Annotated in this window: 12 protein-coding genes and 1 riboswitch; of the genes, 8 read left to right on the top strand and 4 right to left on the bottom strand. The window is 64.5% G+C overall.

Annotated elements, in window-relative coordinates; genetic code table 11:
* Positions 1 to 10: 10 nt before the first annotated feature.
* From IB243_RS23905 to IB243_RS23895, 3 genes are all read right to left on the bottom strand, one after another.
* Positions 11 to 1636 (bottom strand): peptide chain release factor 3, encoded by a 1626-nt coding sequence (locus tag IB243_RS23905; RefSeq protein ID WP_192429691.1) that lies wholly within the window; start codon positions 1634 to 1636, stop codon positions 11 to 13.
* A gap of 150 nt (positions 1637 to 1786) precedes the next feature.
* Positions 1787 to 2569, bottom strand: coding sequence for an SDR family oxidoreductase (locus IB243_RS23900; protein WP_192429690.1), 783 nt, complete (start codon positions 2567 to 2569; stop codon positions 1787 to 1789).
* Between the two features lie 83 nt (positions 2570 to 2652).
* On the bottom strand, positions 2653 to 3315 hold the full coding sequence (locus IB243_RS23895; RefSeq protein ID WP_192429689.1) for a TetR/AcrR family transcriptional regulator: 663 nt from the start codon (positions 3313 to 3315) through the stop codon (positions 2653 to 2655).
* 78 nt (positions 3316 to 3393) lie between these two features.
* Between IB243_RS23895 and IB243_RS23890 the strand changes: the two genes are divergently transcribed.
* From IB243_RS23890 to IB243_RS23870, 5 genes are all read left to right on the top strand, one after another.
* The gene (locus tag IB243_RS23890; RefSeq protein ID WP_192429688.1) at positions 3394 to 4491 is read left to right on the top strand and encodes a DUF2855 family protein; all 1098 of its coding nucleotides are present in this window, start codon (positions 3394 to 3396) and stop codon (positions 4489 to 4491) included.
* A gap of 62 nt (positions 4492 to 4553) precedes the next feature.
* A riboswitch (S-adenosyl-L-homocysteine riboswitch) is annotated at positions 4554 to 4633 on the top strand.
* 68 nt (positions 4634 to 4701) lie between these two features.
* Positions 4702 to 6135, top strand: a complete 1434-nt coding sequence (ahcY, locus tag IB243_RS23885; RefSeq protein WP_010466652.1) for an adenosylhomocysteinase — start codon at positions 4702 to 4704, stop codon at positions 6133 to 6135.
* Positions 6136 to 6244: 109 nt separating this feature from the next.
* Positions 6245 to 7243 (top strand): TlyA family RNA methyltransferase, encoded by a 999-nt coding sequence (locus IB243_RS23880; protein ID WP_192429687.1) that lies wholly within the window; start codon positions 6245 to 6247, stop codon positions 7241 to 7243.
* Complete coding sequence (gene metF, locus IB243_RS23875; protein WP_192429686.1) at positions 7240 to 8091, top strand: methylenetetrahydrofolate reductase [NAD(P)H]; 852 nt, start codon at positions 7240 to 7242, stop codon at positions 8089 to 8091. The genes IB243_RS23880 and metF overlap by 4 nt, the downstream gene beginning before the upstream one ends.
* On the top strand, positions 8091 to 8678 hold the full coding sequence (locus IB243_RS23870; RefSeq protein ID WP_192429685.1) for a septal ring lytic transglycosylase RlpA family protein: 588 nt from the start codon (positions 8091 to 8093) through the stop codon (positions 8676 to 8678). Before metF ends, IB243_RS23870 begins: the two co-directional genes overlap by 1 nt.
* Positions 8679 to 8693: 15 nt before the next feature.
* Here the strand turns inward: IB243_RS23870 and IB243_RS23865 are convergent, their stop codons facing one another.
* The gene (locus IB243_RS23865; protein ID WP_057225983.1) at positions 8694 to 9581 is read right to left on the bottom strand and encodes a 23S rRNA (adenine(2030)-N(6))-methyltransferase RlmJ; all 888 of its coding nucleotides are present in this window, start codon (positions 9579 to 9581) and stop codon (positions 8694 to 8696) included.
* A 302-nt stretch (positions 9582 to 9883) separates the two neighbouring features.
* Here IB243_RS23865 and IB243_RS23860 point away from each other — a divergent pair, with 302 nt between their 5' ends.
* The 3 genes from IB243_RS23860 to rpsI all read left to right on the top strand — a co-directional run bounded on the left by IB243_RS23860 (position 9884) and on the right by rpsI (position 12875).
* Positions 9884 to 11836 (top strand): serine/threonine-protein kinase, encoded by a 1953-nt coding sequence (locus IB243_RS23860; protein ID WP_192429684.1) that lies wholly within the window; start codon positions 9884 to 9886, stop codon positions 11834 to 11836.
* A gap of 203 nt (positions 11837 to 12039) precedes the next feature.
* Positions 12040 to 12471, top strand: coding sequence for a 50S ribosomal protein L13 (gene rplM / locus IB243_RS23855; protein WP_008907237.1), 432 nt, complete (start codon positions 12040 to 12042; stop codon positions 12469 to 12471).
* 11 nt (positions 12472 to 12482) lie between these two features.
* On the top strand, positions 12483 to 12875 hold the full coding sequence (gene rpsI / locus IB243_RS23850; RefSeq protein WP_005798582.1) for a 30S ribosomal protein S9: 393 nt from the start codon (positions 12483 to 12485) through the stop codon (positions 12873 to 12875).
* Positions 12876 to 12884 lie beyond the last annotated feature (9 nt).

Here is a 12884-nt window from a genome sequence, read left to right as displayed (position 1 = left end):
CTTGTGCGGGCTAGGCTCCTTGCAGCGCCAGCCCCGCATGCTCGCGCAGCGGGTGGAAGTAGATCTTGGGAAACCGCTCCTGCGCCAGACGCACGTCATACGGGCTGGTGCACAGATAGGCCAGGGTGTCGGCCGCATCGTGCGCCAGGCGCAGCGGATAGGCGTCGGTGAAGGCGCGCAGGTCGGCCGCGTTGTCCGCGGTGATCCAGCGGGCGCCCGTGTACTGGCAACCTTCCAGACGCACGTCGGCGTCGTACTCGGCCTTCAGGCGGTGCTGCACCACTTCGAACTGCAGCTGGCCCACGGCGCCCAGCAGCATGTTGCCGCCAGCGTCGGGCTTGAAGACCTGGATCGCGCCTTCCTCACCCAGCTGGGCCAGGCCCTGCTGCAGCTGCTTGGTGCGCAGGGGGTTCTTCAGCACCACGGTCATGAACATTTCCGGGGCGAAGAACGGCAGGCCGGTGAACTGCAGGTTGGCGCCGTCGGTGATGGTGTCGCCCAGCTGCACGCCGCCGTGAGTGGTAAAGCCGATGATGTCGCCCGCGTAGGCTTCTTCCACCGCCTCGCGGCGCTGGCTCATGAAGGTCACCACGCTGGTGGGGCGCAGTTCCTTGGAGGTGCGCTGCACCTTGAGCTTCATGCCCGGCATGTACTTGCCCGAGGCCACGCGCACGAAGGCGATGCGGTCGCGGTGGTTGGCATCCATGTTGGCCTGGACCTTGAACACCACGCCGGCAAAGCCCTCGTCCTCGGGCGCGATGGTCTTCACGACGGGCTGTTTGTTGACTTCGAGCGTGCTCACGCGCGGGCCGGGCGGCGGTGACATGTCGACCACGGCGTCCAGAACCTCCATCACACCGAAATTGTTCACCCCTGAACCGAAGAACACGGGTGTGAGCTTGCCGGCCAGGAAGTCTTCGTGGCTCCAGGCCGCCGAGGCACCTACGGCCAGCTCCATGCTCTCCAGCGCATCGTCAAAGGGCTGGCCAAAGCGCTTGCGCAGCCTGTCGGCCTCGGCCAGCGGCACCACTTCAAAGTCTTTCGGGCCGCGGTCGCTGCCGGGGGTGAACACCGTCATGGTCTGCGTGCGCAGGTTGATGATGCCGCCAAAGCTCTTGCCCTGGCCTACGGGCCAGGTGATGGGGCAGCAGGGCATGCCCAGCTCGCGCTCCACTTCGTCGAGGATGTCGAGCGGGTCGCGCACTTCGCGGTCCATCTTGTTCACGAAGGTGATGATGGGCGTGTCGCGCTGGCGGCAGACCTCGATCAGGCGGCGTGTCTGCGCTTCCACACCGTTGGCGGCGTCGATCACCATCAGCGCCGAGTCCACGGCCGTAAGCACGCGGTAGGTGTCTTCCGAGAAGTCCTTGTGGCCGGGGGTGTCGAGCAGGTTGATCACGTGTTCGCGATACAGCATCTGCATGACCGAAGAGGCCACCGAGATACCGCGCTGCTTTTCGATTTCCATCCAGTCCGACGTGGCATGGCGGCTGGCTTTGCGGCCCTTGACGGCACCCGCGATCTGGATCGCGCCCGAGAACAGCAGCAGCTTTTCCGTCAGCGTCGTTTTACCGGCGTCGGGGTGGGAAATGATGGCAAAGGTGCGGCGGCGCCGGGTTTCTGAGGCGTAGGACACAGGGGGTGGTTCCAGAAGGGGGGTCAGGGCGCGCTGCGGCAGGGTTCTGCGGCAGTCGGCGCGGCAGGCGCAGCGGCGCCCGGAAGCGGCGATTTTACCGGCGCCCGCTGCGAACCCTTTTCAGACCCTTCTTCAACGCCCTGTTTCTGTTCAGCTGAGTGGTACCTGCGCCTGGGTGTGCCGGGCATACATCTTCTGCATGCCGCCCAGCCAGCGTTCGTAGTCCTGCCCCTTGTTGCGGAAGTATTGCGCCACTTCGGGGTGGGGCAGCACCAGGAAGCGCCCGTCCTGCATGGCGGCCAGCACATCGCCCGCCACCTGCTCCGGCGGCAGGATGCCGTCGTGCGAGGCCGAGCCGCCGTCGCCGGTGACCATGGTGGTCTGCACCGACTGCGGGCACAGGCAGGCGACGCCCACGCCACGGCGGCCATAGGCGATGCGCAGCCATTCGGCAAAAGCCACGGCCGCATGTTTGGTGACGGCATAAGGGGCGGATTCGACGATGGTCAGCAGCCCGGCTGCCGAGGCTGTGACGAGGAAGAAGCCTTCGCCGCGCTCCACCATCTCGGGCACCACGGCACGCGCTGCCCACACGTGGGCCATGCCGTGAATGTTCCACATGGCCTCCCACAGCGGGTCTTCCAGCTCGATGCCTCCCGGACGGCCCAGGATGCCGGCGTTGGAGATGTAGGCATCGACCCGGCCATAGCGTTCGCGGGTGGTGGCGACCAAAGCCTGGATGTCGGCCTCCTTCGACACATCGCAGCGCACGGCCAGGCCTTTGACTTCGTCGGCCACGGCCTGGGCGGGCGCGAGGTGCAGGTCGGCCACGACCACGGCGCGGGCCCCGTCTTGTGCAAAACGCCGCGCGATGCTGCGGCCGATGCCGCTGGCGCCGCCGGTGACGATGATGACTTTGTCCTTGGCGTCCATGCAATGCTCCGTTGGTGGTTTTCGGTGAGGGCGCCAGTGTCGGGCGGCCCGCCGGGCAAGGCAGCCGCGCAGGCGACAGGTTCTCAGTCCGGTGGGCTCGGGGCCTGGCGGATGGCCGCACAGCACAGCTGCTCCACACCCTCGGCCCACTGGCGCATCTGCACGGCGTCAAGCTGCAGCAACAACACGTAGCGCCGCCCGCCCCAGGCCGAGAGGTGCAGCACCTGCAGCTGTTCCTGCCCAGGCGGGCAGGGCAGGTCGGAGCAGGCTGCAAACACCCGGCCCCAGGCGGCCACCAGTTCCTCGTGCACGCGGCGGTGGTGCCGAGGCTCTGCCATCTGCGCCTCCAGTGCCAGCATGTCGGGGTGGAAGGGCGGCAGCTCGGGCGCATCCACGCCGCACACCAGGCGCACCAGATGGCGGACGCGCGCGGTCCAGGGCAGGTCGGTGGGCTGCACGGCCTCGCGGTCGATGGCGGCGAGCAGGGACTCGATGCAGTGGCGCACATAGCCCGACAGCAGCGCTGTCTTGTTGGGGAAATAGTCGTACAGCGTGCCGACGGAAATGCCGGTTTCCAGCGCCACATTGCGTGTGGTGAGCTTGTCCCAGCCGTCACGTTGCCAAATCCGAACAAAGGCGTCGTAGATGGCCTGCACCGTGAAGCGCGCCCGGGCCTGGCGAGGGCGCTTGAGCGGCTTGGGGGCCGCGCTGGAGCCGGCAGCAAGGGCCTTGCGCGGCGGGTTCATCGGTTTCCGAACCCACGCGGCGGCGTGGCGCCATACAGTGCCCTGAGTGCTTTTTCATCCCTCAAACGGAGACCTTCCATGACGCTGCTGACCCGCCTGTTAACCGACAAAAATGCATTGAATCACACCCGCACCGAGGAACTCCCCCTTGCTCCACTGCAGCCCGGCGAGGCCCTGCTGCGTGTGGACCGCGTGGCGGTGACGACGAACAACATTACCTATGCCGCCTTTGGTGATGCGATGAAGTACTGGAATTTCTTCCCCACGGGCGAGGCGGGCTGGGGCCACATGCCCGTGTGGGGCTTTGCCGATGTGGTGGCCTCCGACGTGGAGGGCGTGGCCGTGGGCGAGCGTTTCTACGGCTACTGGCCCATCGCGAGCCATGTGCGCATGGAACCGGTGCGCGTGACGGCCCGGGGTTTCTACGACGGAGCGGAGCACCGCCAGTCACTCACCTCGGCCTACAACCAGTACACGCGCACCAGCGCCGACCCGGCGTACCGGGCGGGCGATGAAAACTACCAGATGCTGGTGCGGCCGCTGTTCATCACCTCGTTCATGCTGGCGGACTTCCTGCAGGACAACGGGTTTTTCGGCGCGCAGCGGCTGGTGTTCTCCAGCGCGTCGAGCAAGACGGCCTACGGAACCGCGTTCTGCCTGGAGGGGCCCGGACAGATCGAGCGTGTGGGGCTGACCTCGCCCCGCAACATCGCCTTCGTGCGAGGCCTGGGCTGCTACCAGCGCACGGTGGCGTACGGCGAACTGGAAGCGTTGGAGGCCGATGTGCCCACTTTGTATGTCGATTTCTCCGGCGATGAGGATCTGCGCTCGCAGGTGCACCACCACCTGGGCGATACCCTGGTGTACGACTGCTACGCGGGATCGGCGCAGAACACGCGCTTTCTGCGCAACACGGCCCTGCCGGGGCCGGCGCCCGTGTTCTATTTCGCCCCGGTGCAGATCAAGAAGCGCAATGCCGACTGGGGTCCCGAGGTGGTCAACCAGAAGTTCAATGCCGCCCAGCGCGCGTTCATCGACCGTGTCAGCCACGCCAGCCCGCCCTGGATGCGGGTGCGCGAACACCAGGGGTTCGCGGCGGCGCAGGCCTTGATTGCGGACATCCATGCGGGCCGCATCGATCCGCAGGAGGGCCATGTGGTCGTGCTTGTTCCGTAGCCCGACTGCAGGTGTGAAAGCAGGGGGGGCGTGGGCTCCAAGCACTTGCTTTTATAATCTGTCGATCCGAGGAGCGTTGCAGCGTCCCCAGCACAGGCGGGGCGTGAGGCTCGGAGTCATCTAGCAACGACGCTCATCCACTTCTCGTGTGGTGAGCTTTTTCACTCCCGCGACCAGTGGTTTTTCAAACATGCTTTGGAGCAAACCATCATGAACGCACGCGTCAACGCCCCGGTCAATACCGACTGCATCATTGCCGACATCGGCCTGGCCGCATGGGGCCGTAAAGAGATCCGCATCGCCGAAACGGAGATGCCTGGCCTGATGGCCATCCGCGAGGAATTCGCTGCCAAACAGGCCCTCAAGGGTGCGCGCATCACTGGCTCGCTCCACATGACGATCCAGACGGCCGTGCTGATCGAGACGCTGCAGGCCCTGGGCGCAGAAGTGCGCTGGGCTTCGTGCAACATCTTCTCCACCCAAGACCATGCTGCGGCTGCGATTGCTGCTGCCGGCACCCCCGTGTTCGCCATCAAGGGTGAAACCCTGGCCGAATACTGGGACTACACCCACCGCATTTTCGACTTCGGCCCCGCCGGCAGCGAAGGCGAAGGCCCCAACCTGATCCTGGACGACGGTGGCGACGCCACGCTGCTGATGCACCTGGGCCAGCGCGCCGAGAAGGATGCGTCGCTGCTCGACAACCCCACCAGCGAAGAAGAAACCTGCCTGTACGCCTCCATCAAGGCCAAGCTGGCCGTGGACCCGACCTGGTACACGCGCAAGAGCGCCCAGATCATCGGCGTGACCGAAGAGACCACCACCGGCGTGCACCGCCTCAAGGAAATGTCGGCCAAGGGCACGCTGCTGTTCCGCGCGATCAACGTCAACGACTCGGTGACCAAGAGCAAGTTCGACAACCTGTACGGCTGCCGCGAGTCGCTGGTGGACGGCATCAAGCGCGCCACCGACGTGATGATCGCCGGCAAGGTGGCCTGCGTGGCCGGCTACGGCGATGTGGGCAAGGGCAGTGCCCAGGCCCTGCGCGCGCTGTCGGCCCAGGTCTGGGTGACCGAGATCGACCCCATCAACGCCCTGCAGGCCGCGATGGAAGGCTACAAGGTCGTGACCATGGAATATGCCGCCGACAAGGCCGACATCTTCGTGACCACCACGGGCAACAAGGATGTAATCACCCATGACCACATGAAGGCCATGAAGGACCAGGCCATCGTCTGCAACATCGGCCACTTCGACAACGAAATCCAGGTCGCGTCGCTCGAGCAGTACGAGTGGGAAGAGATCAAGCCCCAGGTGGACCACGTGATCTTCCCGGACGGCAAGCGCATCATCCTGTTGGCCAAGGGCCGCCTGGTGAACCTGGGCTGCGGCACGGGCCACCCGAGCTTTGTGATGTCCAGCTCGTTTGCCAACCAGACCATTGCCCAGATCGAGCTGTTCCTGCACAAGGACCGCTACGAGAACGGCCAGGTCTATGTGCTGCCCAAGCACCTCGATGAAAAGGTGGCACGCCTGCACCTGAAGAAGGTCGGTGCCATGCTGACCGAACTCTCAGACGAGCAGGCGGCCTATATCGGCGTGTCCAAGCAAGGCCCGTACAAGCCCGATACGTACCGCTACTGATCCATTTTGATTTTTTGCTCCTGTTTTGGGAGCAAAAAGTCATTATGGATAAAGCGGTAGATGCCAATTTGGCTATGAAATCCATCGTCGATTGACGAGAGAGTGATGCATGCGCGCAGATGTTTTTTTGGTGGACTCCGGCCATGCGGCCACGCGCTCGCAAGCGCAGCGGCTGATTGCTGCGGGCGTGGAGTGGCGCCTGTCGCCGCTGGCGCCCTGGCAGAAGGTGGCCAAGAACGGCGATGACATCCCGTCCGTGGCCGAGGTGAAGTTGCTGGACGATGCCGAGGCCAAGTACATCTCGCGCGGCGGCCTCAAGCTCGAAGGGGCGTTGCAGGCCACGGGCCTATCTGTGGCCGGGCTGCGTTGCCTGGATGTGGGACAGAGCACCGGCGGCTTCACCGATTGCCTGCTGCAGCAGGGCGCGGTGCAAGTTGTCGGCGTGGACGTGGGCCATGGCCAGTTGCACGAGCGGCTGCGCAGCGATTTGCGGGTGGTGTGTGTAGAGGGTGTGAATGCGCGTTCGCTGACCGCCCAGGCGCTGCAGGACGCGTGCGAACTGGCGCTCTCCGAAGTCGTCGATGCTGAGGAGGACAACGAGACGCAGCCCGAGGCGCCCTACAGCTGGATGCGCAACGGCGGGCTGGTGGACGATGCCTACGATGACAGCGGCGACGCCAAGGAGCAGGACATCGAAGCCTTCAAGTCCGAGCGCGCCCAACGTGCCGAGGCCCGCGCGCAGGGCACGCTGCCGGTTCAGCGCCGGCGCCGTGCGGATTGTGCGGGTGTGGATACGACGCCGGTGTTCGACCTGGTGACGGGGGACCTGTCCTTCATCTCGCTGACCCTGGTGTTGCCTGCCATCGCCGCATTCCTGCGGCCTGATTGCCACTTGCTCATGCTGGTCAAACCACAGTTTGAATTGCAGCCGGGCCAGGTGGGCAAGGGCGGCATCGTGCGCGATGAGGCGCTGTACGCGGTGGTGGAAAAGCGCATCCGTGACTGCTGCACCGAACAGGGCCTGGCCGTACAGGCCTGGCTCGACAGCCCCATCCAGGGCGGCGATGGCAACCGTGAATTTTTTGTTTATGCGAGGAGGGCAACATGATTGCTGCCAATGCCCAGGGCACCGGTTTCCCGGTGAGTTTCGAATTTTTCCCGCCCAAGACGCCGGAAGGGGCCGACAAGTTGCGAGTGGCTCGCCAGCAGCTGTATGTGCTGCACCCTGATTTCTGCTCGGTGACGTACGGCGCCGGTGGTTCCACGCAGGAGGGCACTTTTGGCACGGTGCGTGAAATCCTGGCCGAAGGTGTGGGCGCCGCCTCGCACTTTTCCTGCATTGGCGCCACACGCCAGTCCGTGCGCGAGCAGCTGGCGATGCTCAAGGACATGGGCGTCAAGCGCCTTGTCGCGTTGCGTGGCGATCTGCCCAGCGGCTATGGTGCGGGCGGGGAGTTTCATTACGCCAGCGATCTGGTGGCCTTCATCCGTTCGGAGACTGGCCGGGATTTCCACATCGAAGTGGCCGCCTACCCCGAGGTGCACCCACAGGCCAAGTCGCCGGAGGCTGACCTGAAGGCCTACATCGCCAAGGTGCAAGCTGGCGCGGACTCGGCCATCACCCAGTATTTCTACAACAGCGATGCGTATTTCCGCTTTGTGGAAGACGCGCAGCGACTGGGGGCCAATGTGCCCGTGGTGCCCGGCATCATGCCCATCGGAAGCTCCACCCAGTTGATGCGTTTCTCGGACGCCTGCGGCGCCGAGATTCCCCGCTGGATCCGGCTGCGCCTGCAGGCGTTTGGCGACGACACGGCCAGCATCAAGGCCTTTGGGCTGGATGTGGTGACCGACCTGTGTGACCAGCTGCGCAGCGCGGGAGTGCCTGCATTGCACTTCTACACGATGAACCAGAGTGCCGCGACGCTGGAGATCTGTCGCCGGCTGGGAATCTGATGCGCCAGCCGCACGGCGATGCCGCCGAACCAGGCAAGGAGGGTGGACGCCGGGCGGCCTGGTGGTGGCGGGTGTTCGGGGTGGTCTGCTGCGTTTCGGTGTGGGGCTGCTCGTCCTGGGGGCGCGCGCAAGGGCTGTCAGCCGAGGCCGACGCACTGGCGCCACACCTGTTGAGCGTGCCGGGCGAGGCGATGTTGATCGATCCGCCGCGCCCTGCAACGGAGGACAGTGCCGAAAGCGAGCAGGCCTCCTCCCAACTGCGCATGCCAGCAGACCAGGTGGGATTGGCGTCCTGGTACGGCGCGAAGTTCCACAAGCGCCGCACAGCCAGTGGAGAGCCGTTCGACATGAAGGCGCTCACCGCCGCGCACCCCACGCTGCCGTTTGGCTCCCGCGTGTGCGTGCGCAGCCAAGCCACCGGCCGCTCTGTGGTTGTCCGCATCAACGACCGGGGCCCGCACACGGGCAAACGGGTGATCGACCTGAGCCGGGGCGCTGCCGAAGTGCTCGGGATGGTGGGCTTGGGGCTCAAGCCTGTGGAGCTTTTTGCCCTGGAGGAGGGCGAGCGGGATTGCCCCGCCCCCTGATCACTGACGTTGCCGTCAACCGCCCGATTCGAGCGTGTGTGTGGCGTGTTTGTCTTGGGCCAGCAATTCCACCATTTGCGGCAATGCGGTCTTCAACGCTGCCTTCAAGGTGAACGGCGGGTTGATCAGGAACATGCCACTGGCCGGCAGCCCGGGGCGCTTGACGTCACCCGCAGCCGTTTCGGTGAGCTTGCTGTTTTTGACCGTGAGCGTGGCGTGCAGCCAGCTTTTGCCAGCCTTGGTGGCCAGGGTCTTGAGCCGCCGCGGCAGGTCGTGGGCCTCGGGGCGCGGGATGATGGGGTACCAGAACGCATAGGTGCCCGTGGCAAAGCGCTTGAGCGAATCAGCGGCCATGTCGAGCACCTTTGCATAGTCGCTCTTGATTTCATAGCTGGGATCGCAGAGCACCAAAGCGCGGCGGGCTGGTGGAGGCAAAAATTTCTTGATCCCTTCAAACCCATCTTCGTGCAATACCGCCACTTGGCGGCCAGCCTCGAGCTGGGCCACGTTGCCGGCCAGTGCCCGCAGATCGGTGGGGTGAAGCTCGAAGAGCTTGAGCTTGTCGCGGTCGCGCAACAGGCGCTGGGTGATGAATGGGGAGCCTGGGTAAACCCGCAGTGTGTTGCCCTGGTTGAAGGCGCGGACCATGTCCACATAGGCCTGCAGGGCTGGCGTGAGGGCGGGGGCCGTGGGGGCAAATAGGCGCACGATGCCATCTGCGGCTTCGCCACTGGTGCTGGCGTAGTCGCCGTCGAGCCGGTACAGGCCTGCACCTGCATGGGTGTCCAGCACGGTCAGTGCCGCGTCTTTCTCGGTAAGGTGTTGCAAGGCGGCGATCAAAACCGTGTGCTTGAGCACATCGGCATGGTTGCCTGCGTGGAAGGCGTGGCGATAACTGAACATGGCTCTATGGTAACGAGTGCGCGCCAGGAGCAGCCGGGGAGAGGCCTGCGCCCGACCGCAGGCCCTTGGGCCACGAATCATGGTCCCATGCGAATTTGTCATGGGGCTGGGTGCTGCCTGGGACCATGGCACGGCACAATCACGCTTTTCTGACCAGGGTGTGTAACTTTTTTGGCAGACCGGAAGCCTTTTGTTTCTGTAGCGCATGCTGGCATGCTTCATGATTGCGTTTGGAGCGGCTTTGGCACCCGTTCGCTCACAATCTCCGTCGAAGCTCGCATGCACGCCACACCCTTTTCACCATGATCGCAAGTTTCAGCCAAGCCCCAGCCAGCGGTGTCAGCCATGTGGATGCGCTGCCGCCGGGCACCCGCCTTGCTGAATTCGAGATCCTGGCGCTCCTGGGGGTCGGTGGGTTTGGCATGGTTTACAAGGCCTTTGACCATTCGCTGCACCGGGCGGTGGCCATCAAGGAATACATGCCGTCGGCGCTGGCGGGCCGGGCGCAGGGTCAGTCGTTGTGGGTCCGGTCGTCGTCCGACCAGCAAACGTTCCAAGCCGGTTTGGCCTCTTTCGTAGGCGAGGCGCGCCTGCTGGCGCAGTTTGACCATCCTTCGCTCGTCAAGGTGTTCCGCTTCTGGGAGGCCAACAATACCGCCTACATGGTCATGCCCCTTTATAGCGGCATGACCTTCAAGCAGGCTCGTGCCCAGATGCGCACGCCGCCCCCCGAGATCTGGCTGCGCAAGGTGCTGTGGTCCGTGCTGGGTGCCCTGCGGGTACTGCACGACGGCAAAACCCTGCACCGGGATATTTCGCCCGACAACATCTTCCTGCAGGACATTGGCCCGCCGGTGCTGCTGGACCTCGGTGCTGCCCGGCATGCGATCAACGACCAGGACCGCAAACACACCGCCGTCCTCAAGGTCAACTACGCACCCATCGAACAGTACTCCGATGGCGACGAGGACCTGCGCCAGGGGCCCTGGAGCGACCTGTATTCCCTGGCTGCCGTGGTGCATGGCTGCCTGTGCAATGACACACCGCTGCCTGCGACCTTGCGCTCCATCCGTGATCGCATGGTGTCGTTCTCCCGCGTCGCCAGAACCGTCAAGCGGCAGTTTGGCGTGGAGTATTCCCCGCCCTTCGTTGCGGCGATCGCACAGTCGTTGGCGCTGAAGCCAGAGGACCGGCCGCAGAGCATCGACGCGTTCTTGCAGCTCATGGAGATGACCTCTGCGCCGGAGGGGAGCGAGCATTTCGATTTCCGGACCGACCTGGGCGATATCTGGGTTGAACCTGCCGACCAGCCTGGCCCTGGCCTGATAACGCCCACGGTGGATGTGACATCGGCACCCAGCATCGTGGCAGAGATGCATGCCCAGTCACTGCGCGCAATCGAGGATGGATCTCCCCACGATGCCGATGAGGACGGCCGCCCCGCAGGCCAGCCGAATGTGGGCGGAGACACCGTGATGTTGGGAGGGCCGGACACGGTGGCGGCAGAGGCGGGCGACACGGTCTTCATCGACGCGGGAGACACGGTGGTCGCCGATGACTCCCGCTATGACGATCTTGCGGGCAATCACAAGCAGGGCGCAACCACACGGCATGTGCCGGAGCCTCGGCTGCGTCAGATGGAGCGGGAGATTCCCCGCCCCCACAGTAAAACGGGAAAAAAGGCGCGGCGTTCGCCCGCCATGGTCTGGCTTGGAATTGCTGTTTTTGCCGTGGTGGCTTCTGCTGCCGGCTTGCGCTGGGTCCAGAGCAGCAAGGCTCCCCAGGACGACATCATCACCGAGATGGCGGAACCTCCTGCCGCCGCACTGCCTCCCCCAGTGGTCGAGGTTGCGCTGGCGAATCCGGCCACCGGGGCATCCGCTGCGGTCGATGGCGTTGCGAGCGATGCGGCGGCAGCGGCCTCCGTGCCAGCGTCTGCGTTGGTTCCTGCGTCTGCGCCGCGCACCCCACCCAGGGTCACTCGGCGTGTTGTCCCTGAACCCGCCCCTACCCCGATCGTGGTGCGTGAGGAACCACCGCCACCACCCCCGCCCGTGGTGGCCGAGCCCAAGCCCCGCCCACCTCCACGGGTACCCAGCCCGCAGGAGGCCTGCGCGGATGCCAATTTCCTGTCTCGCCCTATGTGCGTCCACCAGGAATGCCAGAAGCCTTCCCAGGCCAACCAGCCCATCTGCGTAGAGAACCGCCGCCGCTACGAGGCCGAAGAACAGCGCCGCCGCCAGACCCCCAACTAGCCGCTGCCGAGCGCCCGGGGATGTCGAAATGAGTTCCGCGATGAACCGGGCTTGCGCCACAGGTGGGCAACTTCGTATAATCGAGGGCTTCGCAGCGCTTTTGTGGTCCCGCGGCGAAGACTGACTCCCACCTAAGAGGCTTCCTTCAGAGAAGCACCGACCGTGGAAAAGGACCCGCCAAACCCTCTTTTGAAGAGAAACTCATGACTACTACTTTCAGCGCAAAGCCCGCTGAGGTCGTGCACGAGTGGTTTGTGATTGACGCGACCGACAAGGTCCTCGGACGAGTAGCCAGCGAAGTTGCTCTCCGTTTGCGCGGCAAACACAAGGCCATTTACACGCCTCACGTCGATACCGGTGACTTCATCGTCATCATCAACGCCGCCCAGCTCAAGGTCACCGGCACCAAGTCCCTGGACAAGGTGTACTACCGTCACTCGGGTTACCCCGGCGGTATCACGGCCACGAACTTTCGCGACATGCAAGCCAAGCACCCCGGCCGCGCGCTGGAAAAGGCTGTCAAGGGCATGCTGCCCAAGGGCCCCCTTGGCTACGCGATGATCAAGAAACTCAAGGTGTACGGTGGTGCTGAGCATCCCCACACCGCCCAGCAGCCCAAAGTGCTGGAAATCTAAGGAGCCTTGAGATGATTGGTGAATGGAACAATGGCACCGGCCGTCGCAAGTCCAGCGTCGCCCGCGTGTTTCTGAAAAAAGGCTCCGGCAAGATCACGGTGAACGGCAAGGACATCCAGTCCTATTTCGGCCGCGAAACCTCGATCATGATTGCCAAGCAACCCCTGGCGTTGACCAACCATGTCGAAACCTTCGACATCCAGATCAACGTGCACGGTGGTGGTGAATCCGGCCAGGCTGGCGCTGCCCGCCACGGTATCACCCGCGCCCTGATCGATTACGACGCATCCCTCAAGCCCGTCCTGAGCCAAGCTGGCTTCGTGACCCGCGATGCCCGTGAAGTCGAACGTAAGAAGGTCGGTCTGCACTCTGCACGCCGCGCAAAGCAGTTCTCCAAGCGTTAAGCTGGCTGG

This window comes from Acidovorax sp. ACV01 (genome assembly GCF_014851495.1).
Lineage (GTDB): Bacteria > Pseudomonadota > Gammaproteobacteria > Burkholderiales > Burkholderiaceae_C > Acidovorax > Acidovorax radicis.
Note: the sequence above shows the minus strand (reverse complement) of the source record. Positions and strands in the feature narration are given on the sequence as shown.

Excerpts from the sequence above, each read along its gene's own strand:
- IB243_RS23870 (WP_192429685.1), top strand. The coding sequence starts at position 8,091 with ATGCGCCAGCCGCACGGCGATGCCGCCGAACCAGGCAAGGAGGGTGGA.
- rpsI (WP_005798582.1), top strand. The coding sequence starts at position 12,483 with ATGATTGGTGAATGGAACAATGGCACCGGCCGTCGCAAGTCCAGCGTC.
- IB243_RS23890 (WP_192429688.1), top strand. The coding sequence starts at position 3,394 with ATGACGCTGCTGACCCGCCTGTTAACCGACAAAAATGCATTGAATCAC.
- IB243_RS23880 (WP_192429687.1), top strand. The coding sequence starts at position 6,245 with ATGCGCGCAGATGTTTTTTTGGTGGACTCCGGCCATGCGGCCACGCGC.
- metF (WP_192429686.1), top strand. The coding sequence starts at position 7,240 with ATGATTGCTGCCAATGCCCAGGGCACCGGTTTCCCGGTGAGTTTCGAA.
- IB243_RS23895 (WP_192429689.1), bottom strand. The coding sequence starts at position 3,315 with ATGAACCCGCCGCGCAAGGCCCTTGCTGCCGGCTCCAGCGCGGCCCCC.
- IB243_RS23900 (WP_192429690.1), bottom strand. The coding sequence starts at position 2,569 with ATGGACGCCAAGGACAAAGTCATCATCGTCACCGGCGGCGCCAGCGGC.
- IB243_RS23860 (WP_192429684.1), top strand. The coding sequence starts at position 9,884 with ATGATCGCAAGTTTCAGCCAAGCCCCAGCCAGCGGTGTCAGCCATGTG.
- IB243_RS23865 (WP_057225983.1), bottom strand. The coding sequence starts at position 9,581 with ATGTTCAGTTATCGCCACGCCTTCCACGCAGGCAACCATGCCGATGTG.
- rplM (WP_008907237.1), top strand. The coding sequence starts at position 12,040 with ATGACTACTACTTTCAGCGCAAAGCCCGCTGAGGTCGTGCACGAGTGG.
- ahcY (WP_010466652.1), top strand. The coding sequence starts at position 4,702 with ATGAACGCACGCGTCAACGCCCCGGTCAATACCGACTGCATCATTGCC.